Below are 23,009 nucleotides of genomic sequence, written 5' to 3'. Positions count from 1 at the left end.
AGACAGCACCTCCGACCTCGCAACGCGAAGGCGTAAATCATCTGAAACAGCATTAACTTGCATTGCAGGGCACGAATGGAGAAGGATGCAGACGAGTGGTGGCAAATCGATATAACGGGGGCGTCTCAAGGATGAAATAATTATGACAAATGCGTCTTAGCATTTTTCGTAAGCCAGCTAAGTTATGTCTTCCCTATTTCATTGCCTTGTTCCCTGGAGTTTTCATGAACACCGCCGCATTGCGCGAGCAGATCCAAAAAGCCCAACAACACGAAGCCGAGACTGGCCTGCTGACACGTCAGCTGGAAAGCAAACTGCCGCATCTACACCCGTCGATCCAATTGCCGGAGACCGATACCAACGGCGTGCTGACGCGATTTGTCGCCGCCTACATCGAAGAAGTGCCCGATCTGCTGGACGCAGCCAATGAAGTCGCCAGGGAAGCGGGCATTGAGTCACAGATCAAACCGGTGCTGAAAATCGCCGAGCAGTACTTCCTCCAGCCGCCAGCCATCATGGCCGGCCATGTCGGGCTCGACAGCCTGCTGGACGAGGCCTACCTGGCACATCGGTTTGTCGAAGAGGTCAACGACCTGTACATCAAGCATTTCGGCCAGCCACTGATCCCCCTGGACATGACTGTCGCCAACTTGATTGCTCACCAATTGATCGGTGAGTCGTTCGCCAACCAACTGGACGAAGTCGTGCATCACGCCTTCGAAGAGATGCTCAATGACGAAAACTTCGCCCTGGAATCGGTAGAAGCCTACCGTGACAAGCTCAATAGCCCGGACACCGGCGCCGCGTGGAAACGCTGGCCGTGCATGTCCCGCCGCCTGGGCGTAGGCCTGAAGCTGGATCAGCCAGCGGCTTGATCCATCGATAAACACAATCCCCCTGTGGGAGCGGGCTTGCTCGCGAAGAGGGAGTGTCAGACGACATCAATGTTGCCTGACCCACCGCTTTCGCGAGCAAGCCCGCTCCCACACTGTTATCTACCCGGCCGCGCCGACGCCGGTGTTCGTTCGCACGCGTCCCTCGAGCCTGCGCTTCAATCCCCGCGACTCAATCAACAGCCTCGACCCCTTGGCTGCATTCGCCCGTCCCCACTCTTCCAGCAACTCCAGACACGAGTGATCGATGTAGCTCAGGTTATTGAGCGGCACATGCACTGTCGTGCCCGGAGCAATACTGCCCAACACCCGGGTCAGCGCCGGCACCTTGAGGAAGGTCGCCGCACCCATCAGGCGCAACTCCATTTGCCCTTCCTGAGGCAGGTCGATCAGGCTGATTTTCAAGCGAGAGGCTTTCAGCGCCAGTTTCACCAGCGTCAGGCCGAAGCCAATCAGCACGCCGGTCAGCAGGTCCGTGAAAACGATGGCGAGCGCAGTTGCCGCATAAGTGAACATCGGCGCCCGACCATACCGGCCCAAACCACGCAAGACCTTGAGATCCACCAATTTGAAGCCGGTGTACACCAGTACGCCCGCCAGGCTTGCCACCGGAATGCTTTGCAGCACGCTGGACAGCAACAGCACGAACGCCAGCAGCCAAAGGCCATGGAAAATGGTTGAAAAACGCGTGGTTGCTCCCGCCTGAACATTCGCCGAACTGCGCACGATAACGCCCGTCATCGGCAACGCCCCAAGCAGGCCACACAACATGTTGCCGATGCCTTGCGCCGAGAGTTCCCGGTCGAAGTCCGAACGCTGGCCGCTGTGCATGCGATCCACCGCCGCGGCTGAAAGCAAGGTTTCGGCACTGGCGATGAAGGCCACGGCAAATGCGGCAATCAGCAGGGCCGGATCAGCCAGGTTGAGCAGATCCGTCGGCTTCAGCCAGTCGATGGCTTCCGCCAGGTTGGCCGGCACCTGGACCCGTTTGACCTGCAACGTCAACACCAGGCTGGCAAGCGTAGCCAGGCCGACGCCCAGTAGCGCCCCGGGAATGAAGCGCAGGGATTGTGGACGGAGTTTTTCCCACAGCCACATGACGGCAATCGTCGACAAACCTAACAAGCCCGCTTGCCAACCAAACGTGGGCAACGCCTGAGCCAGCGCTGCCGGGAAGGCTGCCAGGTTATCCAGCCCCGAGGGTTTGGGCACGGCATCCAGCATCACATGCACCTGAGACAGGACGATCAACACGCCAATCCCGGCCAGCATGCCGTACACCACCGCAGGCGCCGTCACCCGAAACCAGCAGCCCAGCTTCAAGCGACCGGCCACCAGTTGCAGAAACCCCGCCAACAACAATATGGGCCCGAGCATGGTGATACCGTGCTGGCGGACCAGTTCGAATACCAGAACGGCCAGCCCAGCCGCCGGGCCACTGACCTGTAGCGGCGAGCCGGCCAGCCAACCGACGACCAGACCACCGATGATGCCGGTGATCAGACCTTTGGCCGGCGGCAGGCCAGAGGCAATCGCGATGCCCATGCATAGGGGCAGGGCGACCAGAAACACAACCACCGAAGCCAGCAGCTCCCGTGGCAGAACAGCTTTGAGTCGAGCAGCACGCATGGTGAGTCTCCCGAAGTTTTCTTCAGGCATGGCAAAGCCAGGCTGCCTGAACGGCAGCCTCGGCTGAACCACACAACGATTTAGGAGGATTTAGAAGCGCGCTTTGGGCGTCGCCACGGGAATGGGCAGGCTGCCATTGAGCGGCAGGAAACAGCCTTGATCAGCGTCGTAGGCTTTGATTTCGCTGGTTTCGATGTTGTAGACCCAGCCGTGGATAAACAGCTGACCGTTGGCCATGCGCGAGGCCACCGACGGATGGGTGCGCAGATGCTGCAATTGGGCGATCACATTCTCTTCGGTGAGGATGTGCATGCTTTCGCTTTCACTAGAGCAGTTGCAGTTCTCCTGCACCATGGTCTTGGCCACTTCGGCATGACGCAGCCAGGCTTTGACCGTGGGCATTTTTTCCAGACTGTCCGGGTTGAGCACCGCGCGCATGGCGCCGCAGTCGGAATGCCCGCAAATGATGATGTGATGCACCCCCAAAGCCAGTACGGCGTACTCGATGGCCGTGGAAACACCACCGTTCATTTGCCCGTAAGGCGGTACGACGTTACCGACGTTACGGGTCACGAACAGGTCGCCAGGGGAGCTTTGGGTAATCAACTCGGGAACGATGCGCGAATCGGCGCAGGCGATGAACATCGCTCGTGGCCGCTGGGCCGTGGCGAGTTTCTTGAAGAGCTCTTCCTGCTGGGGAAAGATCTCATGATGAAAATGCAAAAAGCCGTCAACGATGTGCTGCAACGCTGCATCGGCGGTTTCAGCCTCGGGTTGGGCTGAAGCCGACGCAGCCAACGGCTGTTTATCCTTGTCACTCATGAATTCATCCTCATTGGCGGGCTCGGAAAGTCATCCCGTGGGGTCCGGTGTGGAGCCAGTGGCTGGTTAAAAAACATCCGGGCCAAACATCTCGACCCATCAGTCACTCGATGAACAAGGTAGCGGCCGAATCTTAATTGAAACTGAATAAAACGCTCTAGAATGCGTGTTACAGGTCACAAAAAACGTGACCAGCCTAATGCGTGAGCGCACTCTTCAGTACTCAACCATAGGCCAATTGTCCTCAAATCAACGACATTTGGCGACCCGGCGGACAAAAGGCGTCGCAGTCCAGATTGAACCCCTCCCGGTGATTGATACCCAGCCGTTTGATCGCTTTGGCAAAGCGCTGTGCCAGCAAGTCCGCAAACGGACCTTCGCCGCGCATTCGAGCGCCAAAGCGGCTGTCATAAAGTTCACCGCCACGGCTCTGGCGAATCAGGCTCAGTACGTGCGCGGCCCGTTGCGGATAATGGGCGCCCAGCCATTCCTCGAACAGCGGCGCCACTTCCAACGGCAAGCGCAACATCATGTAGGCAGCGCTTTGCGCCCCGGCCGCATGGGCCTCGTTCAGCAGGTTTTCGAGCTCGCTGTCGTTGATCATGGGGATCATCGGTGAACACAGTACGCCCACCGGAATGCCTGCCTCGCGCATGACCCGGATCGCCCGCAACCGTGCCTTGGGCGCTGCAGCGCGGGGTTCGAGGATGCGCTTGAGTTCGTCGTCGAGGGTGGTCAGGCTGATCATCACCGCCACCAGCCTCTGCCGGGCAAGTTCGGCCAGCAGGTCCAGGTCGCGCAGAATCAGCGAGCCCTTGGTGACGATGGTCACCGGATGTCGATAGCGCAGCAGCACCTCAAGTGTCTTGCGGGTGATCTGGTATTCGCGCTCGATCGGCTGGTAAGGGTCAGTGTTGGAACCGAGGTTGATCGGCGCACATTGATAACCACGTTTAGACAGCTGCTCCTCAAGCACATCCACGGCGTTGGTCTTGGCGATCAGTTTTGTCTCGAAATCCAGCCCCGGCGACATGTCCCAATAGGCGTGGCTTGGCCTTGCGTAGCAGTAGATGCAACCGTGCTCGCAACCGCGATAGGGATTGATCGAACGATCGAAGGGCAGGTCCGGCGACGTATTGCGGGTGATGATGGTTTTCGCGGTCTCGATGCGCACCTCGGTGCCCTGGGTGACCGGCACTTCCTGGTACCAACCATCGTCTTCAGCCACCGAACGGTTCGGGGCGAATCGGTTGTGCGGATTGGTCGCGGTGCCGCGGCCACGTGGGGGCAATGGCGTGTGCATGGGGGGGAATCCTGATTGCTGTATGCCCATACAGTATAACGACAATGATCTGCCGGCCAGTGCCGTTCGGCATTTAGCTCGCCGTCGAGTCTTGGAAGAGAATGAAGAGCAATCAAGAGATACACATTACAACTGGCCACTCAATATTAATCATCGCTATCGTTACCTCCCCAACAAACACAAACATGGATATTAATTAAAAGGATTTAATAATGTCGTTTTTCAATCTTCGCGGTATTTTCCTGCAAAAACTTGGCCCAACAATAGTCGACCCCGATGAAGTGCTTGTATCAATGCAGTTCGCATTGAAAGAAGAAGGATGGGATGCTGAAAACAACGTGCAGACGACAGCGTTGCTGGACTCTACCACCTTCATCGCATCGTCTTACGACGGTGGCCAATCGTTCAGCCTCGGCGGTATCAGCAAGGATATCGATGGTGACGGCGATATTGATGCCAATGACAAGGCCAAACTTCTGGCCTTGGCCAAAGCCTATGCCAGCATCGTCAATCCCTGATCAATACTTATTGAAATAGAATATCCAACAAGCGCCGGTAGAACTTAACACTCGGCCGGCGTATTTTTTTGCGTGTACTTATTGGAATATATTTAGAACACTTTCACATTGATCGACGACACCAATACCGTCTGCTTCACGATTCTTTGACGATCAGCTCACGGGCCGTTGACCGGGCAAAGCTCATTCTTGCCAGCATCTCCCGTCCCTTTACTGAACGGTCGCCCGAGCATGCAATTACCACGCTTTATCCCTGCGGTGTTTCTTTCACTGATCGCAGTTTTCAACCTGGCCCCAGTCGTTGCTGACGACAGCGCTCCGATTCGTCCGGCGGAATGGGCCCAACCGGTCGAGAAGCAGTACAACCTCTTCCAGATGTCGCCGACGCTCTATCGCAGTGCGTTGCCGGACAAGGGTGCCGTGCCGCTGCTGGAAAAACTCAAGGTCGGCACGGTGATCAACTTCCTGCCTGAGGCAGACTCCAGCTGGTTGGCCACGCCAGGCATCACGCAAGTACAGCTGCCTTATCGCACCAACCATGTGGACGACGCCGAGGTGCTCAAGGCCTTGCGCGCCATCAAGTCTGCCGAAGCCAAGGGCCCGGTACTGATGCACTGCAAACACGGCTCTGACCGTACCGGCCTGATGGCGGCCATGTACCGGGTTGTCATCCAGGGCTGGAGCAAGGAAGAGGCCCTTAACGAAATGACCCAGGGCGGCTTTGGTGACAGCACCCATTTCAAGGACGGCATTCGCTACATGATGCAGGCCGACGTGGAAAAACTGCGCACGGCCCTGGCCAACGGCGATTGCAGCACCACCCCGTTCGCCGCGTGCTCGATGAAGAGCTGGCTCAAATCCGCTCATATCGAATAAAAAAGTTCTTCACGCATTCCCGGGAAACTGTAGGAGCCGGCTTGCTGGCGATGGACTCCAGTGCGCCGCGTTTATCCAGTTCATGCGCGTAATCGTTAACGACCATCGCTGGCAAGCCAGCTCCTACAAGGGACCGCGTCCTGGTCGAAATGATGTGAACGCCAAATTGTAGGAGCCGGCTTGCTGGCGATGACCTCCAGTGCGCCGCGTTTATCCAGTTCATGCGCGTAATCGTTAACGACCATCGCTGGCAAATCAGCTCCTACAAGGGACCGCGTCCTGGTCGAAATGATGTGAACGCCAAATTGTAGGAGCCGGCTTGCTGGCGATGGACTCAAGTGCGCCGTGTTTATCCAGTTCATGCGCGTAATCGTTAACGACCATCGCTGGCAAGCCAGCTCCTACAAGGGACCGCGTCCGAGTCGACAATGAGGGGTCCTCCAAACCCGTGAAAGTCCCAAAAAAAGCCCCCGTTGCATGGCGCGCCGGGGGCTTTATGTCACTCAGGCTTTTTTTTCAACTTCGGGTTCGGGAAGAACTGAACAGCCTGAACCTTGGTGTCGGCTGGTTTGAGTGCGCTGGTAGTAACCCGCGTACCCAACTCCTTTGGCACCGACAGCCCTTGCTCATTGAGTGTGTCGGAGTAGCCGCAGGCCACGCACTCTCGGTGCGGGACCTGGTCCTCATTCCACATCATCAGCTTGTCCGGCTCGCTACATGCCGGGCAGACCGCCCCGGCGATAAAGCGTTTCTTGGTAATCACAGGTCCCTCGCTCATGCTGCCGCGTCCTCACTCAGGCCGCTGTGGCGCAAGAGTGCGTCAATCGATGGCTCGCGACCACGGAAGTCGACGAACAGCACCATCGGCTCCTGGGAACCGCCCCGTGCCAGGATCGCTTCACGGAAGGCGCGACCGGTGTCGGCGTTGAGTACGCCTTCTTCTTCAAACTTCGAAAACGCATCGGCCGAGAGCACTTCAGCCCATTTGTAGCTGTAGTAACCCGCGGCATAACCGCCAGCGAAGATGTGCGCAAAGCTGTTGGGGAAGCGGTTGTAAGCCGGCGGACGCATCACCGAAACCTCGTCACGCACGCCTTCGAGCACTTGCAGCACGCTGCGGCCGTCGCCGTGGGTGGCGTGCAGTTCGAAGTCGAACAGCGAGAATTCCAGTTGGCGGACCATCATCAGGCCGGACTGGAAGTTTTTCGCCGCGAGCATTTTCCCGAGCAAATCCTGAGGCAGCGGTTCGCCGGACTCGTAGTGACCGGAAATCAGCGCCAGGCCTTCCGGCTCCCAGCACCAGTTTTCCATGAACTGACTTGGCAGTTCGACGGCATCCCAGGCCACGCCGTTGATGCCGGACACGCCAGCATGCTCGACGCGGGTCAGCAGGTGATGCAGGCCGTGACCGAACTCGTGGAACAGGGTGGTGACTTCGTCATGGGTCAGCAATGCAGGCTTGCCGCTGTCGGCCGGGGTGAAGTTGCACACCAGGTTCGCCACCGGGCTTTGCAGCACACCGTCAGCGGTGCGACGACGGTCGCGGGCGCCATCCATCCAGGCACCGCCACGCTTGTTGGCGCGGGCATAGAGGTCGAAGAAGAAGCGGCCGACGTGCTGGCCGTTTTCCTTGATTTCAAACAGGCGGACATCCGGGTGCCAGGTATCGAAACCTTTCTGCTCGGCAATCTCGATGCCGTACAGGCGCTGGACGATGGCGAACAGGCCGCTGAGCACCTTGTCGATCGGGAAGTAGGCGCGCAGTGCTTCCTGGGCGACGCTGTAGCGTTGTTCGCGGAGTTTTTCGCCGTAGAAACCGCTGTCCCAGCTTTGCAGGTCCGGGCAACCTTGCTCGGCGGCATAGGCCTTGAGCTGTTCCAGATCCTGAGCGGCGAACGGCTTGCTGCGCGTGGCCAGGTCGCGCAGGAAACTCAGCACCTGATCGCTGGATTCGGCCATTTTGGTCGCCAGGCTCAACTCGGAGAAACTGCTGAAACCCAACAGCTTGGCCAGCTCCTGACGCAGGTCGAGGATTTCTTCCATGACCGGGCCGTTGTCATTCTGACCGGCATTCGGCCCTTGGTCCGACGCACGGGTGCAGTAGGCCGCGTAGACTTCCTCACGCAGCGCGCGATCCTGGGCGTAGGTCATTACCGCGTAGTAGCTTGGGAATTCCAGGGTGATCAGCCAGCCGTCCAGGTCCTTGGCCTGTGCCGCGGCAGCCATTTGCGCCTTGGCCGAATCGGTCAGGCCGGCGAGGGCGGCTTCATCGGTGACGTGCTTGGTCCACGCCTGGGTGGCATCGAGCAATTGGTTGGAGAAACGGCTACCCAGCTCGGACAGCTTGCTCTGCACTTCGGCGTAACGCTTCTGTTCGGCTTCCGGCAGGTCGATACCCGACAGACGGAAGTCACGCAGGGAGTGTTCCAGGATAGTTTTCTGCGCCACGTCGAAACCGGCGGCCTCCGGGCTGCTGGCCAGGGCTTCGAAGGCCTGGAACAGTTCGCGGTTCTGGCCCAGCTCGGTGGAGTAGGCGCTCAAGGCCGGCAGGCACGACTCGTAGGCTTCACGCAGTTCGGCGCTGTTGCACACGGCATTGAGGTGGCTGACCGGGCTCCAGGCGGCGCCCAGGCGGTCGTTGAGCTCGTCCATCGCCAGGACCAGGCCGGCCCACGATGGCTGTGTGGCCTGGGTCTTGAGGATCTCGACGATGGCGGCACGGTTGTCAGCCAGGATCTGTTCAATGGCCGGTTGTACGTGTTCGGCGCGGATGGCGGAGAACGGCGGCAGGTCGTAGGACTGCAAAAGAGGGTTGTTCACGCTCACGGTTGATACCTTGGCTGGAGAAACATGCAGCCATCTTAATTACAATCGACGTTCACCGCAGCTATCAGCAACAGAGAGAAACCCTATCGTGAACCTTCGCAAGTATCAGAACCACACGCCATTGCTGGGTAAAGGCGCTTTTGTCGACGGCTCGGCAGTGGTGATCGGCGACGTTGAAATTGGCGAAGACAGTTCGGTCTGGCCGCTGACAGTGATCCGTGGCGACATGCACCGCATCCGCATCGGCGCGCGCACCAGCGTGCAGGATGGCTGCGTGCTGCACATCACCCACGCCGGGCCGTTCAACCCCGATGGCTTTCCATTGCTGATCGGCGACGACGTGACCATCGCCCACAAGGTCATGCTGCATGGCTGTTCGGTGGGCAGCCGGGTGTTGATCGGCATGGGCAGCATTGTCATGGACGGTGCGCAGGTCGACGATGATGTGATCATTGGTGCCGGCAGCCTGGTGCCGCCGGGCAAGCATCTGCAAAGCGGCTTCCTGTATGTGGGAAGCCCGGTGAAGCAGGTCCGTCCGCTGAATGACAAGGAGCGCGCGTTTTTCACCTACAGCGCGGCAAACTACGTGAAGCTCAAGGACCTGCATCTGGCCGAAGGCTACGACCAGCTCTGACCCGGCCCCTTACTTTCAGGATTCAACATGCATTACCAAAGCGTTTTATTCGACCTCGATGGCACCCTGACCGACCCGCGCGAGGGCATTACCCGTTCGATCCAGTTCGCCCTGGGCAAACTGGGTATCGATGAGCCGGACCTGGCCAAGCTCGAACACTTCATCGGCCCGCCGCTGTTGCAGGCATTCATGCAGTTCTACGACTTCGACGAAGCCAAGGCGTGGGACGCGGTGAATTTCTATCGCGAGCGCTTCAAGGTCACCGGCCTTTACGAAAACCGGGTGTTCGATGGTGTCACGCCGCTGCTGGAAACCCTGGGCGGACAAGGCCGGCAGCTGTACATCGCGACCTCGAAACCGTGGGTGTTCGCCCGGGAGATCGCCCGGCATTTCGACTTTGCCAAACACTTCAAGGTGATTTACGGCAGCGAACTGGATGGCACCCGGACCAACAAAGTCGAGCTGATCGCTCACCTGATGGCCGAAGAAAACCTGGACCCGGCCAACACCCTGATGATCGGCGACCGCAAGCACGACCTGATCGGCGCGCGCAGCAACGGCCTGGACGCGGCGGCAGTGGGTTACGGGTTCGGCAGCCACGAAGAGTTGAGCGTCGAAGCGCCGGCGTATCACTTTGAAACGCTGGCTGAGCTGCATCAGGCGTTTTTGCAGCGCTGATAAGGCCGATACAAATCAACTGTGGGAGCGGGCTTGCTCGCGAAGAGGGAGTGTCAGTCGACATCAATGTTGTCTGATACACCGCCTTCGCGAGCAAGCCCGCTCCCACAGGGGGAATGCGTAATTCTTCAAGGTCTGGGCGGCGGGGCCAGCCTCTGCCCTTGCTCGACCGCCCAGTTCACCACCTGCGCGGTCAATTGATCGTTCGCCTGACCGAACCCGGCCACCACCGCCGGGACCTGCACATCACTGATTGGCTGGCGCACTTCAAAGCGGCGGCTGGCGAGCAGGCGCTGGTCATAGCTGCGCACCAGCAATGCATCCAGACGTACGACCACGCTGGCATTCGTGCCCTGGTATTCAGTCTGGAACGCCTGCAGGCTGCCGCCCAATTCAAGATCGGTTTGGAAGATGCTGTCATCGGTGCTCAGCAGCGGCACCCGCCCGTCATGCTGGAAACCTTCCAGCAGGCGATTGCGCACCAGCACCGGTGCCGGGTCGCTCCAGCGTGAACCCTTGTAGTGGCTGATCACATCGCCCTGAGGAATCACGGCGATGTTCGGACTGTTCAATGCTTCGCTGGACTGGAATTTGCTCAGGCGCAACGACCAGCGCTGCGGCGTGCCCTGGCTTGCCGAAGCGTTGCTCTGGGCCGACGGCAACCTATACATCTCGAAGGGCTCGGGTTTTGGCAGGATCGAGCACGAACTGATCAGCGTGAAGCCAGCGAGGAGGGCAATCCGAATCAGCTTCATGGCGTGAATTCCTTAGTCTTTTCACTGCCCAGCAGGTAACCGCTGGGGTTGGCCTCCAGACGCTTGGTAATGGCGCGCAATGAGCTCAGGGTTTCGCGCATCTCGTGCACGGCCGGGCCCAGGCCATTGAGGCCTTGCATGCCACTGTTGAGCGAATCCTGATTGGCGGTGATCAGTTTGTTGAGGGTAGCGCTGCTCTCCTGCAACGACTTCATCGCCTGCTCGGCGCTGCCCAGCGTCTCCTTGCCATGCTCGTTGAGCAGCCCGTTGGCATTGCGCATCAGCGCCGTGGTCTGCTCCAGCATGGTGTTGGCCTGCTTGCCCACCGACGCCAGTTGCTGCATGGCCTGACGGATATCGCCGCGCTGGTCGGCAATGGTCCCGGTGGTTTGCTCCAGGTGCTCAAGGGTATTGCTGATGCGCTCGATGTTTTCCGTGGAAAACATCAGGTTGGCGTTATGCATCAGGGTGTTCACCCCGGCCATCAAATCGTTGCTGTCATTGAGTAGGCGGGCGATAGGCGAGGGTGAGGCGACGATGGTCGGCAGGTTGCCGCCCTTGCCCTTGAGCGTCGGACTCTGTGGCGTGCCGCCGCTGAGCTGGATGATCGAGGTCCCCGTGACGCCGGTCAGGGCCAGCTTGGCATTCGTGTCCTCCTTGACCGGGGTATCGCCGGCCAGGCGAATTCGCGCCAGCACCCGGCGCGGGTCCTTCGGATCCAGGCGCAACGAAATCACGTCGCCGACCTTGATCCCGCTGTACTGCACCGAACTGCCCTTGGACAAACCACTGACCGCCTCGTTGAACACGACTTCGTAGTCCTTGAACTCGGTATCGACACTGGACTTGGCCAGCCACAGGCCGAACAGCAGCGCGGCCGTCACCACAATCACGGTGAACAGGCCGATCAGTACATGATGGGCTCGGGTTTCCATGTCAGACCTCGTTGAGCTGTTGGGCGGCTGTCAATGCCGCGCGGCCGCGTGGGCCATGGAAGTATTCGTGAATCCACGGATCGTTGGTTTCCGAGACCTTATCGATGGCGTCGGCCACCAACACTTTCTTCTGCGCCAACACCGCCACCCGGTCGGTGATGGTGTAGAGCGTGTCGAGGTCATGAGTCACCAGGAAAACGCTCAGGCCCAGGGCATCGCGCAGGGTCAGGATCAATTGGTCGAACGCGGCGGCGCCGATCGGGTCGAGACCGGCGGTAGGCTCGTCGAGAAACAGGATGTCCGGGTCCAGTGCCAGCGCCCTGGCCAATGCGGCACGCTTGATCATGCCGCCCGACAGCGATGCTGGATACTTGTCCGCCGCCGACAGCGGCAACCCGGCCAGGGCCATTTTCACCGCCGCCAGGTGCTCGGCATCGTTGCGGCTCAAGCCGGCATGTTCGATCAGCGGCAGGGCGACGTTCTCGGTCACCGTCAGCGAGGAAAACAGCGCGCCCTTCTGGAACAGCACGCCAAAGCGCCGCTCCACCAACGAACGCTCGTGCTCGGACAAGGTTGGCAGGTTCTTGCCGAAGACTTTCACCACGCCTTCGCTCGGCTGGCGCAGCCCGACAATGCTGCGCAGCAACACCGATTTACCACTGCCGGAACCGCCGACCACGGCGAGAATTTCGCCCTTGTACAAATCCAGGTCGAGGTCCTCGTGCACGCTCTGGCGGCCAAAGCGATTGCACAGCCCACGCACTTCAATCACTGCCTCGGAGGGCGCTCGGGGTACTCGACTCACCAACCCATCTCCATGAAAAACATCGCGGCTATCGCATCCATCACGATCACCACGAAAATCGACTGCACCACGCTCGACGTGGTGTGGGCACCGACGGACTCGGCGCTGCCGCTGACCTTGAAACCTTCGAGGCACCCAATCGCGGCGATCAGGAAAGCGAAGACCGGCGCTTTGACGATCCCCACCAGAAAGTGTTGAACGCCAATGTCCGATTGCAGCAACGATATGAACATCGCCGGCGAGATATCCAGTTTCACCGCGCAGACCACCGCACCGCCGATGATCCCCGACAGCATCGCCAGAAAGGTCAGCATCGGCAGGGCAATCAGCAATGCCAGGACCCGCGGCACCACCAGCAATTCCACGGGGTCGAGGCCCAGGGTGCGGATGGCGTCGATTTCTTCGTTGGCCTTCATCGAACCAATTTGCGCCGTGAACGCACTGGCGGTGCGCCCGGCCATCAGGATCGCCGTCAGCAACACGCCGAACTCGCGCAGGAAGGCAAATCCCACCAGGTCCACGGTGAAGACCGTGGCGCCGAAAGTGGCCAGTACCGTCGACCCGAGAAACGCCACCACGGCGCCCACCAGAAAAGTCAGCAATGCAACGATGGGGGCGGCGTCGAGCCCGGTCTGTTCGATATGGGCGATCGTCGACGTGACACGCCAGCACTTGGGACGGAACAGGCCTCGGGCAATGGTTTCGATGATCAGGCCAACGAAACCCAGCAGTTGCAGGGTGTCCTGCCAAACGATGTCCACCGCGCGGCCGATGCGGGTCAGCAACTGCACGGTAACGCTGATTTCCGGTTCCTTGATCGGTACGCAGAAATCGGTCAACGAGCAGTAGACGGTTTGCAGCAACGCGCGGTCGGCAGCGGAAAGCGTGCAATCCGGATGTTCAGCGGAGCGGCCGAGGCGCTCGGAGCCGAGTAGCTCGACCAACAGCGAGGCGCCGGCGGTGTCGAGCGCGCCGAGACCATTGAGGTCAATGGGGGTGTTGGCGTCGTACTGGCCGTGGAGTTTTTCGCTCAACAGCTTGAGGTCAGCGTAATGGGCAAGCGTCCAGTCGCCCGTCACCCGCAACCGTGCAGGGGTGATCGACGTGTCCAATCGGGCGTTGCCGGCCATCGTGCTGCTGATCATAAGCTCCGTGCTAGTTCAGTGATAACAAGCTCTACGTAATAGCACGAACCTGACTACTTTTCTTTGATCGCTGTGCTGTCCTTGACCTCGAAGCGCAGCACGCCGATGACCTGGCCATCTTCGGTCAGCACCCGAACCTGCCATTTGCCGGCCGGGTTGCCCGGGAAGTTCTGCTTGTGGGTCCAGGCCCGGTAACCTTCCTTGCGCCCGCCGTGGATATCCAGCGCAATACGGTCGACCTCTTTTCCGTTGAACTGCCAGACGTGATAGATCCGTTCGTCCAGGCCACGCGGGGCATTGATCGCGGTGTATGCGTAGAGCCCGCCATTGCGAATCTGCTCGGCGCTGACTTCATCGAGGCTGGCGCCCGGTGTGCGGTCTTGCATTTGCGTGCTGATGGCCACGTCGGTCATCCACAGCGTTGCCGGTGGCACCCACGAACGCAGCTCCCAACCGACCGCACCGATGCCCAGGGTGATGCTCAAGATCGCCAACGCATTGCGTACCGTACGAATCGGGAAGATCGACGCCAGGCTCGGGAACGACAGCAGCACCGAGATACCCAGCGCCCATTTGAAACTTTGCGACGTCGTCAGGTGCATGATCACCGGCAACGCGGTGAGCAGCGCGGCGAACAGGGTCAGGGTGTGCAGGGCCAGAAACGCCCAGCGCCGTGGCGCCAGCCACTTGTAGTAGAGCGGGTCGATGATCGAAATCAGCGCCGCGATGCCCAGCAGCCCGGTGAAAAACAACTGGCCGCTGTTCCACGTCGTGGTGATGAAGAAGAACGGCAGGACAAAGAACAGGCTTTCCTGATGGATCATCTGCGTTGCGTAACGCAGCAACGGTTCCGGGATTTCGCGCTTGAAAACGCGCGCGAACAGCTTGGTCAGGCTGTTTTCCAGCATCAGCCAGATCCAGCTGATCAGCATGATGGTGGTGATCCAGCTCGCCAGGCCTTGCTGGCGATCGACCAGAATGAAACTGCCTACCCCGGAGATGAAACCAGCGAGCGCAATGACCCCAGGGTAGCGCTTCATCAATTCGAGGATGCGCTGTACGAAACGGGTCAGGTTTTGCATTCGGCGGGTTCACAGTAGTCGTAGGAAAAAACCTCGACAGGTTACCGCTGGCGCGGCCCCGTGGCGAGGGGGCTTGCCCCCGTTGGGTCGCGAAGCGGCCCTAAAATCCGTAATTCCAATACTTCAGATGAATTGCAGTAGTCAGTTTCACGACTGCTTCGCAGCCGAACGGGGGCAAGCCCCCTCGCCACAGTTAGTCGCTCGCCAGTTGGAGTGGTTACTTCCTGCGATGCAAACGCCAGCCCACCAACATCAACACGATCAAGCCCACCCCGCCGACCACCAGCCACATCAACTGGTCATAACTGAACAATGACTTCTCGATCCGCAAATACCCCGGCTGCAACAGCAGTTCACGCACAGCCTTGTTCGCCTCCTGCAGCGTCACCCCTTGCAGCTCCCGGGTCGGGTTGGTGAAACGGCCGTCTTCGTAGTCGCCGATGGCGCTCCAGTAGTAGTCCGCCAACGCGCTGTTGCCTTGTACGGCCCAGGCCTGGCGGGCAATCGCGGCCTGTTTGAGGCGGTTGAAGGTGTCGGCATTGAGGCCGTCCCTGAGCAATTCGGCCTTCAAGTCATCAAGCACTTGTTCGGCCTCGGACACGTCGTCGCGTTCAAGGTCGGCGTTGAGGCTCATGAAACCCACGCCGCCGAATACCTCGCGTTCCGCCCAAGGGCCATAGGACAAACCGTGAGCCAGGCGCAATTGGCGATAGAGCGCCCAGTCCAGATAATCCTTGAGTAAATCGAAGGTTTGATCGTGCCCGTCTTCCAGTACCGGCTCCGGCACCAGCCAGTGCAATTTGGCGCCGTTGCCGACCAGACCGTGGGTCAGGGTGCGCTCGTGGGCGGCACTGGCCTGGATTTGCGGCAGCGGCGGATGCTCGCCCGGGGTGATCGCCTCCAGCACGCCATACGCACGCTCCAGATAGGCCGGCAGCAACTTGTCGAGGTCGCCGACCACGATCAGGGTCATGTTGTTTGGCGCATACCAGTCCTTGCGTACCTGCTCCAATTGCTCACGGGTCAGGTCATCGACTTGCGCGCGCTCCGGGCATTTGAGGCCCAGTTCCACGGCCAACTGGTTGCTGGCCGTGTGGCCGAGGTCCTGTCGATCGAGCCAGCGTTGCAGGTGCGAGTAGTGGCCGCCATCTTCGCGCTCGACCACTTGTTTGGCCGCATTGATGGCGTTGTCGTCGAAACGGGTCTGGGTCAGCAGCGCCAGCAGCAGGTCGAGCACCTTGCGCTGGTTTTTCGCCGGGGCTTCGATGACGAAGGTTGTATCGGCGTTGCTGGTGAAGGCGTTCCACTCGCCGCCCAGGGCCTGCATGCGCTCTTCCAGGCCACCTTCGCCGCTGGCGTCGATGCCGCTGAACAGCAGGTGTTCCAGCAGATGCGGCAATTCCTTTTCCTCGCAGCCGAAATCGTCCAGGCCAACGCCGACCACCAGCCGGATAGCCACATGCCCGCGGTCAGTGCCAGGCTTGAGCAGCAACTGCAAACCGTTGCGCAGCGTGTAGCCCTCGACCTGAAAGCGATCCAGGGCGAATGACGGGAATGAACCAAGCAACAGGCAGGCGAACAACAGACAACGCATAACGGGTTTCCATACGGCGGATTGGAGGTCCGTGTCGTCAGTCAGGCCGTCTTCGCGAGCAAGCCCGCTCCCACAGACCCACGGAGATCCCTGTGGGAGCGGGCTTGCTCGCGAATGACCTTCCGGCTGAATCAGTAGTACTGACTGGCTACGGTGCCAGACGTTCAAGGTGAATGCGTAATGTCCGTCAAATCGTCGACCACCAGCGCGCCGGTGTCGGATGTTTCCAGCACCACATAGGCACTGCTGCAAAACAGCGAATTCAGGCGCTTCATGTCGGCGATCAGCTCCAGGTGCAACGAACTGGTTTCGATACTTTGCACGATTTTACGTTGCAAGCGGCTGACATGGGCATGAGCCAGGCGCCGCTCCTGTGCGCGGAAACGACGTTTCTCGCGCACCAACTGGCGAGCGCTTTCCGGATCGGCGCTGAGAAACACCGACATCCCGAGCCGCAGGTTGGAAATCAACTGAGTGTGCAAACCGGCCAATTCATCCAGCCCGACTTCGGAAAACGACCGGCGCTGCGAGGTTTTCTGCTGCTGAATTTTGCGCAACATGCGTTCGATCAAGTCGCTGGCGAGTTTCAGGTTGATCGCCAGCTCGATGATTTCCGCCCAGCGCCGGCTGTCCTGATCGCTGAGGTCCTCCCGGGGCATTTGCGCCAGATACAACTTGATCGCGCTGTAGAGCGCTTCGACATCGTCGGACAGGCGGCGCACTTCCTGGGTGACGGCGGTTTGCTTGCCGCGCAACACGTCGAGCATGGCTTCGAGCATGCTGTCGATCAGGTCGCCCATGCGCAGGGTTTCCCGCGCCGCGTTGGCCAACGCCAAACCGGGCGTGACCAATGCCGTGGGATCAAGATGCCGGGGCTTGGCCGTGCCGTTGGCCAGCGGGCGCTCCGGCAGCACCCAGGCACAAAACCTGGCCATCGGTCCGAGGCTGGGAAGCAGGATCAGGCAGCGCACGGTGTTGTAGAGCAGGTGAAAGCCGATAACCATTTCCTGAGGGCTGAAATCGAGGCCATCGAGCCAGTGCACCAGCGGATCGAGCACTGGAATGATCAATAAAAGACCAATCAGTTTGTACAGCAGGCTGCCCAACGCCACTTGGCGCCCGGCGGCGTTCTGCATGCTGGTGCTGAGGAAGGCGAGTACGCCACTGCCGATATTGGCGCCGATCACCAGCCCAATGGCCACCGGCAGGCTGATGACGTTGGCCCCTGCCAGGGTCGCGGTCAGCAGCACAGCGGCCAGGCTGGAATAGGAAATCATCGCGAACAGCGCCCCGACCAGGGCATCGAGCAGGATGTCGCCGGTGAGCGAGGCGAAAATCACCTTCACCCCTTTGGCATGGGTAATCGGATGCGCCGCTTCAACAATCAGTTGCAGCGCCAGAATGATCAATCCCAAGCCAATGGCGACACGGCCAAGCTGCCCGAGCCGGGTCTGCTTGCGCGACAGAAAGAAAATCACCCCGACAAAGATCAGCAACGGCGACAGCCACGACAGGTCGAACGTCAGCACCCGCGCCATCAACGCCGTACCGACGTCCGCGCCAAGCATGGTGGCCAGTGCCGGGGTCAGCGCCATCAAGCCCTGGCCGACAAAGGAGGTGACGAGCATGGCGGTGGCGTTGCTGCTCTGGACCATCGCCGTCACGGCGATCCCGGAGGCGAAAGCCAGCCAGCGTTTGGACATGTTATGGCCAATGACATGGCGCAGGTTGGTGCCGTAGACCCGCAGGATGCCGGTTCGGACGATGTGCGTGCCCCAGATCAGCAGGGCCACGGCGGAAAGCAAATTGAGCAGGGTGAGCATACCGACCCCCTGTGGTGTAGCGCCCCAAAGGAGCAAATTGACGGTGCCGCGCGACGTTCTACGTTCTGTACTTAAGCTGTAGTTGGCTAACGGTCTGCGCGCCAGCATCGCATAGCCAAAGAAGGGATTGAAACAAAACTGTCATGAAATCCGGTTTATGTGACCAGCCGAAAACAAAGTGGGAGCGGGCTTGCTCGCGAAGGCGTCGGGTCAGTCGACATTAACGTTGTCTGACACAGCGCTTTCGCGAGCAAGCCCGCTCCCACAGGGTATTACGTACGACCCGATTACTGGCCCGGAATGTCCTTGCGCAGCTTTACCGGATCCTGCTGTTTCTTCTTTTTCGCGATAGCGGTGCGCATCTTGATGTTGATCGCTTCCACCGCCAGCGAGAACGCCATGGCGAAGTAGACGTAGCCTTTTGGCACGTGCACGTCCAGGGATTCGGCAATCAGGACAGTACCGACAATCAACAGGAACGACAGCGCCAGCATCTTCAGCGATGGGTGCTTGTCGATGAACTCACTGATGGTGCCGGATGCCCACATCATCACCAGTACCGCCACGATGATTGCCGCGACCATGACCGGAACGTGGGAGACCATGCCGACCGCGGTGATCACCGAGTCGAGGGAGAACACGATGTCGATGATCGCGATCTGGATGATGGTGTAGAGGAAGTTGCCGCCCTTGCCCGAAGGCTCTTCGTTGGTTTCGTCTTCACCTTCCAGCGCGTGGTACATCTCTTGCGAGCTCTTCCACAGCAGGAACAGACCACCGAAGAACAGGATCAGGTCGCGTCCGGAGATGCCCTGGCCGAACACTTCGAACAGGTCGGCGGTGAGGCGCATGACCCAGGTGATCGACAGCAGCAGCAGGATTCGCGTGATCATGGCCAGCGCCAGACCGAAAATCCGGGTGCGCGCCTGCATATGTTTAGGCATGCGGCTGACCAGGATCGAAATCATGATGATGTTATCGATACCCAGGACGATTTCCAGGGCGGTCAGGGTAAAGAAGGCAACCCAGATTTCAGGGTTGGTCAGCCATTCCATGTGTATTCCTTTGAACGATTGTTAAACCACAAAGGGCCCGGGCTTCAAACAGCGAAGCCTGGACCCGAAGTGGTGAGTCTTGGGCTTATAGAGTGCTGAACATCGGGAAAGTCCCCAACAGCAGTGCAGCAATCAGTATGCAGATACAAACCAGCACTGCCCACTTCAGGGTGAAGCGCTGGTGGTCACCGAAATCGATACCGGCCAGGGCCACCAACAGATAGGTCGATGGAACCAGCGGGCTCAACAGGTGGACGGGCTGACCGACGATCGAGGCACGCGCCATTTCCACCGCGGTTATACCGTAATGGCTTGCGGCTTCGGCAAGTACCGGTAACACGCCGTAATAAAATGCATCGTTCGACATGAAGAAGGTGAACGGCATGCTTACCAGCGCCGTGATCACCGCCAGGTACGGGCCGAGGAAATCCGGGATCACCGACAGCAGGCTTTTCGACATGGCATCGACCATGCCGGTGCCCGACAGGATACCGGTGAAGATGCCGGCGGCAAAGATCAGCCCGACCACTGCCAACACGCTACCGGCGTGGGCCGCGACGCGATCCTTCTGCTGTTGCAGGCAAGGATAGTTGACGATCATGGCGATACTGAACGCCACCATGAACAGCACCGGCAACGGCAACAGGCCGGCGATCAGGGTGCACATCAGGCCCAGGGTCAGGGCGCCGTTGAACCAGATCAACTTCGGACGACGGGCATCCGGGAACTGCGAAACGCTGATTTCGCTGTGGTCGATCTCATCGCCCACCAGGTGCAATTCACCCAGGCGCGCACGTTCACGTTTGCCGTAGAAGTAAGCAATGGCCAGGATCGCCACTACACCGGCCGCCATCGCGGGAATCATCGGTACGAAGATGTCGGACGGGTCCACATGCAACGCACTGGCTGCGCGAGCGGTCGGGCCGCCCCATGGGGTCATGTTCATCACGCCACCGGCGAGGATGATCAGGCCGGCCATGATTCGCGGGCTCATGCCGATACGGCTGTAGAGCGGCAGCATGGCGGCCACGCAGATCATGTAAGTGGTCGCGCCGTCACCATCGAGGGAAACGACGAGCGCCAGTACGGCGGTGCCGACCGAAACTTTCAGCGGGTCGCCCTTGACCATTTTGAGGATCTTGCGCACGGCCGGGTCGAACAGGCCGGAGTCGATCATCAGGGCGAAGTACAGAATCGCGAACATCAGCATCACGCCGGTCGGCGCGAGCTTGGTGATGCCTTCGAGCATCATCGGGCCGATTTTCGGGCCGAAGCCGCCGAACAGGGCGAAGATGATTGGAATGAGGATCAGGGCGATTAGCGCGGACAGGCGCTTGGTCATGATCAGGAACATGAACGTGATGACCATGGCGAAGCCAAGGAAAGTCAGCATGGGAATACTCCAGGCGTAGCGCGGCTAGGGAATGGGCGGACCGGGTGGGATCAGCGCAGAACGGGAAGCACGAGAGGTACGGACGGAGTTGCAGCGAAGTGGCGGGTAGAAGAGGACATCAGAATCACCATTGTTGTTGTTAAATGGGCTGTGCGAGCGATAAAACGCTGGCATTGGCCGACCGGTCTGTTGCCGGTAGTGGGGGCGATCCTAATCGGGGAAGCTTTCAGCCAGCTTTCGGGAATGAAAGCGTTGACCAGAAGTACAACCGGTCGTCGGACTGGGGCATGCAGGTGAACCGGTTTATGGCCTTCGCGAGCAAGCCCGCTCCCACATTGGTTTTGAGTACGACACAGGTCCAATGTGGGAGCGGGCTTGCTCGCGAAGGCGTCGGTAGTTACACATCAGGAGGAATGCCATGAACAAAATCCACACCGGCGGCTGCCACTGCGGCCAGCTGCGCTATCAGTTCAGCGGGCCACTGCACGATATCGTCCATTGTCATTGTTCGATTTGCCGACGGGTCAGCGGCGGCATCGTGACGACCTGGATCACCGTGCCGACCTCCGCCTTTGAATGGCTGGCCGGGACGCCGGCGCGGTACGATTCCTCCACCACCTGCGCGCGATATTTCTGCGGTCACTGCGGGGCGCAACTGGCGGTGGTCACGCACCTGAGCCCGGGCACCATCGACCTGACCATCGCCACCCTCGACCATCCCGAGCAAGCACCGGCCGAGCGGCACATCTGGACCGACAGCCGCTTGCCGTGGCTGCATCTGGACGAACACTTGCCCGGTGAGGCTGAAGAAACACTCTGATCAAAAAATAGACAGGTCCAGCGGCCGAATCGCGCCCATCCAGATGGCGTGCTCGGTGTGGTCGCGCAGATCGTCGCCGGTGTCCGGGTGTAGAAACACCACCAGGCCGTTGCGATTGAGCGCCAGCCACGGCAGCACATCGCCCAGCACCTGCGGCTCGAAGGCCAACTGGCAGCTCCAGTCCGGGTGCGGACCAACCGGGCGCTCGTGCACGCGACCCATTTTCAGCGCAAACAGTTGCGTTGCCTGCTCACACAGGGCCCGCGCCTGGCCGATGGTGCTGGCGTCGAAATAGACATGGGCGTGGTAGCCCGATATGCGTTGCATTTGAAATCCTCTAAATCCGGTTGAGCAGAGCACACGGCACAGGTTTCGATCTTTTCATGTTTCATACCGCAATCGAAGGCAATGACAACCCCGACAGCGACTCCGCACTGCTGGCCTGCTCGGCCATCAACCAGTCCACAAACTGCTGGATCAACGCTCCACGTCGTTTGCGCTGGGGCAGGACCACGTAGTAACCCAACCTCGACATCGCCGTTTCGGCTATCGGTCGGCACAACAGCCCTTGTGCCAGCAAGTTATCCACAAGGTGGCGCCAGCCGATGGCCACGCCCTGGCCGCCAATCGCCGCCTGAATCAGCAGGGTGTAATTGTCGAAGCGCAATTGCCCTGGCGCCGGGGGCGAGGTGATGCCCAGCTCACGAAACACACCACTCCAGTCGAACCAGTTACTGCTGTGTTCCCCACGCAGGTGCAGCAATGGAAACTCCAGCAATGCCTGGACCGGCAAGGGCAGGGTACGCTCGCCCAACAACTGCGGGCTGCACACCGGAAACACTTCTTCGCTGAACAGCCAATGGCTTTCACCCTGCTTGAAGCGGCCATCGCCAAACAGCACCGCCACATCGATATCGGTACGTAGCATGTTATGACTGCGTTCACTGGTGACCAGGCTGACATCCACCTGCGGATTGGCCGCATGAAAGCGGTGCAGACGCGGCATCAACCAATAGGCGGCGAAGGCAAAATCCGTGGCGACCTGCAACACCTCATGCTGTTGCTGTGCGCTGATTGCGCTCAATCCTGCGTCGATATTCTGCAAACCAAGCTGAACCTGCTCGAAAAGAATCTGCCCGGCCTCAGTCAACTCGATACCGCGATAAATGCGGTCGAACAGGCGTGTTGCCAGTTGTTCTTCCAGGCGCTTGATCTGCTGGCTAATAGCTGGTTGCGTTGTGCCCAGCTCGACTGCCGCCGCGGTGAAGCTGCGCTGACGGGCTGCGGCTTCGAAGGCACGAAGCAGATCCAGTGACAGGTCACCAAGGGCGTCATACATAAGCTGTGCTTATCCTAGTCATTGCCGCGCGTGGGCTTTACCGCAAGATGCTGGGGTTTCATTCTCGAAGCCAGCACTCTCGCA

The 23,009-nt window shown here is 59.7% G+C and carries 22 protein-coding genes; 6 read left to right on the top strand and 16 right to left on the bottom strand.

From position 1 onward, the window contains the following. Window positions 1-224 precede the first annotated feature (224 nt). Window positions 225-875 (top strand): hypothetical protein, encoded by a 651-nt coding sequence (locus QMK54_RS00255; RefSeq protein ID WP_223596157.1) that lies wholly within the window; start codon window positions 225-227, stop codon window positions 873-875. Between the two features lie 120 nt (window positions 876-995). Here QMK54_RS00255 and QMK54_RS00250 read toward each other — a convergent pair whose 3' ends face one another. From QMK54_RS00250 to QMK54_RS00240, 3 genes are all read right to left on the bottom strand, one after another. Beyond that, entirely contained in the window at window positions 996-2,522 is a 1,527-nt protein-coding gene (locus QMK54_RS00250; RefSeq protein WP_110660187.1) for a SulP family inorganic anion transporter, read from the bottom strand. Window positions 2,523-2,612: 90 nt separating this feature from the next. Beyond that, window positions 2,613-3,344, bottom strand: coding sequence for a carbonic anhydrase (locus QMK54_RS00245; protein ID WP_008045785.1), 732 nt, complete (start codon window positions 3,342-3,344; stop codon window positions 2,613-2,615). 244 nt (window positions 3,345-3,588) lie between these two features. After that, a complete protein-coding gene (locus QMK54_RS00240) occupies window positions 3,589-4,647 on the bottom strand; it encodes a PA0069 family radical SAM protein (protein ID WP_223596155.1) in 1,059 nt (352 codons plus the stop codon). Between the two features lie 212 nt (window positions 4,648-4,859). Between QMK54_RS00240 and QMK54_RS00235 the strand changes: the two genes are divergently transcribed. Both QMK54_RS00235 and QMK54_RS00230 read left to right on the top strand, forming a co-directional pair. Further along, the gene (locus QMK54_RS00235; protein ID WP_110660189.1) at window positions 4,860-5,165 is read left to right on the top strand and encodes a hypothetical protein; all 306 of its coding nucleotides are present in this window, start codon (window positions 4,860-4,862) and stop codon (window positions 5,163-5,165) included. Between the two features lie 231 nt (window positions 5,166-5,396). Continuing rightward, the gene (locus QMK54_RS00230) at window positions 5,397-6,041 is read left to right on the top strand and encodes a dual specificity protein phosphatase family protein (protein ID WP_110660190.1); all 645 of its coding nucleotides are present in this window, start codon (window positions 5,397-5,399) and stop codon (window positions 6,039-6,041) included. 499 nt (window positions 6,042-6,540) lie between these two features. On the opposite strand, the gene QMK54_RS00225 is transcribed toward QMK54_RS00230, so the two are convergent. Both QMK54_RS00225 and prlC read right to left on the bottom strand, forming a co-directional pair. Further along, the gene (locus QMK54_RS00225) at window positions 6,541-6,819 is read right to left on the bottom strand and encodes a YheV family putative zinc ribbon protein (protein ID WP_110660191.1); all 279 of its coding nucleotides are present in this window, start codon (window positions 6,817-6,819) and stop codon (window positions 6,541-6,543) included. Further along, entirely contained in the window at window positions 6,816-8,867 is a 2,052-nt protein-coding gene (gene prlC / locus QMK54_RS00220) for an oligopeptidase A (protein ID WP_110660192.1), read from the bottom strand. Before prlC ends, QMK54_RS00225 begins: the two co-directional genes overlap by 4 nt. 88 nt (window positions 8,868-8,955) lie before the next feature. Between prlC and QMK54_RS00215 the strand changes: the two genes are divergently transcribed. Together QMK54_RS00215 and QMK54_RS00210 are read left to right on the top strand one after the other, a co-directional pair. Beyond that, window positions 8,956-9,501, top strand: coding sequence for a gamma carbonic anhydrase family protein (locus QMK54_RS00215; RefSeq protein WP_110660193.1), 546 nt, complete (start codon window positions 8,956-8,958; stop codon window positions 9,499-9,501). A gap of 27 nt (window positions 9,502-9,528) precedes the next feature. Further along, on the top strand, window positions 9,529-10,179 hold the full coding sequence (locus tag QMK54_RS00210) for an HAD family hydrolase (protein ID WP_320401843.1): 651 nt from the start codon (window positions 9,529-9,531) through the stop codon (window positions 10,177-10,179). Window positions 10,180-10,307: 128 nt separating this feature from the next. Here QMK54_RS00210 and QMK54_RS00205 read toward each other — a convergent pair whose 3' ends face one another. The 9 genes from QMK54_RS00205 to QMK54_RS00165 all read right to left on the bottom strand — a co-directional run bounded on the left by QMK54_RS00205 (window position 10,308) and on the right by QMK54_RS00165 (window position 20,766). Beyond that, entirely contained in the window at window positions 10,308-10,934 is a 627-nt protein-coding gene (locus QMK54_RS00205; RefSeq protein ID WP_320401842.1) for an ABC-type transport auxiliary lipoprotein family protein, read from the bottom strand. After that, window positions 10,931-11,869, bottom strand: a complete 939-nt coding sequence (locus tag QMK54_RS00200) for an MlaD family protein (RefSeq protein WP_320401841.1) — start codon at window positions 11,867-11,869, stop codon at window positions 10,931-10,933. The genes QMK54_RS00205 and QMK54_RS00200 overlap by 4 nt, the downstream gene beginning before the upstream one ends. A gap of 1 nt (window position 11,870) precedes the next feature. Continuing rightward, the gene (locus QMK54_RS00195) at window positions 11,871-12,674 is read right to left on the bottom strand and encodes an ABC transporter ATP-binding protein (RefSeq protein WP_110660197.1); all 804 of its coding nucleotides are present in this window, start codon (window positions 12,672-12,674) and stop codon (window positions 11,871-11,873) included. Further along, entirely contained in the window at window positions 12,671-13,819 is a 1,149-nt protein-coding gene (locus QMK54_RS00190) for an ABC transporter permease (RefSeq protein WP_223590195.1), read from the bottom strand. The genes QMK54_RS00195 and QMK54_RS00190 overlap by 4 nt, the downstream gene beginning before the upstream one ends. Window positions 13,820-13,872: 53 nt before the next feature. After that, window positions 13,873-14,901, bottom strand: a complete 1,029-nt coding sequence (locus QMK54_RS00185) for a DUF5924 family protein (protein WP_223590193.1) — start codon at window positions 14,899-14,901, stop codon at window positions 13,873-13,875. Between the two features lie 217 nt (window positions 14,902-15,118). Further along, a complete protein-coding gene (locus tag QMK54_RS00180) occupies window positions 15,119-16,495 on the bottom strand; it encodes a M16 family metallopeptidase (RefSeq protein ID WP_223590191.1) in 1,377 nt (458 codons plus the stop codon). A gap of 164 nt (window positions 16,496-16,659) precedes the next feature. Further along, window positions 16,660-18,318, bottom strand: a complete 1,659-nt coding sequence (locus QMK54_RS00175) for a Na/Pi cotransporter family protein (RefSeq protein ID WP_110662875.1) — start codon at window positions 18,316-18,318, stop codon at window positions 16,660-16,662. 287 nt (window positions 18,319-18,605) lie between these two features. After that, window positions 18,606-19,373: a TerC family protein gene (locus QMK54_RS00170; RefSeq protein ID WP_110660932.1), complete on the bottom strand. Its 768-nt coding sequence runs from the start codon at window positions 19,371-19,373 to the stop codon at window positions 18,606-18,608. Window positions 19,374-19,458: 85 nt separating this feature from the next. Further along, a complete protein-coding gene (locus QMK54_RS00165) occupies window positions 19,459-20,766 on the bottom strand; it encodes a CitMHS family transporter (RefSeq protein ID WP_110660931.1) in 1,308 nt (435 codons plus the stop codon). A 418-nt stretch (window positions 20,767-21,184) separates the two neighbouring features. Here QMK54_RS00165 and QMK54_RS00160 point away from each other — a divergent pair, with 418 nt between their 5' ends. Beyond that, window positions 21,185-21,586 carry a GFA family protein gene (locus QMK54_RS00160; protein WP_110660929.1) on the top strand — a complete coding sequence of 134 codons (402 nt, stop codon included), beginning with the start codon at window positions 21,185-21,187 and terminating at the stop codon, window positions 21,584-21,586. Here QMK54_RS00160 and QMK54_RS00155 read toward each other — a convergent pair whose 3' ends face one another. Both QMK54_RS00155 and QMK54_RS00150 read right to left on the bottom strand, forming a co-directional pair. Beyond that, window positions 21,587-21,913, bottom strand: coding sequence for a DOPA 4,5-dioxygenase family protein (locus QMK54_RS00155; RefSeq protein WP_110660928.1), 327 nt, complete (start codon window positions 21,911-21,913; stop codon window positions 21,587-21,589). 61 nt (window positions 21,914-21,974) lie between these two features. Beyond that, window positions 21,975-22,925 (bottom strand): choline sulfate utilization transcriptional regulator, encoded by a 951-nt coding sequence (locus tag QMK54_RS00150; protein ID WP_110660927.1) that lies wholly within the window; start codon window positions 22,923-22,925, stop codon window positions 21,975-21,977. Window positions 22,926-23,009: the final 84 nt, after the last annotated feature.

This window comes from Pseudomonas sp. P5_109 (assembly GCF_034009455.1).
GTDB lineage: Bacteria > Pseudomonadota > Gammaproteobacteria > Pseudomonadales > Pseudomonadaceae > Aquipseudomonas.
Note: the sequence above shows the minus strand (reverse complement) of the source record. Positions and strands in the feature narration are given on the sequence as shown.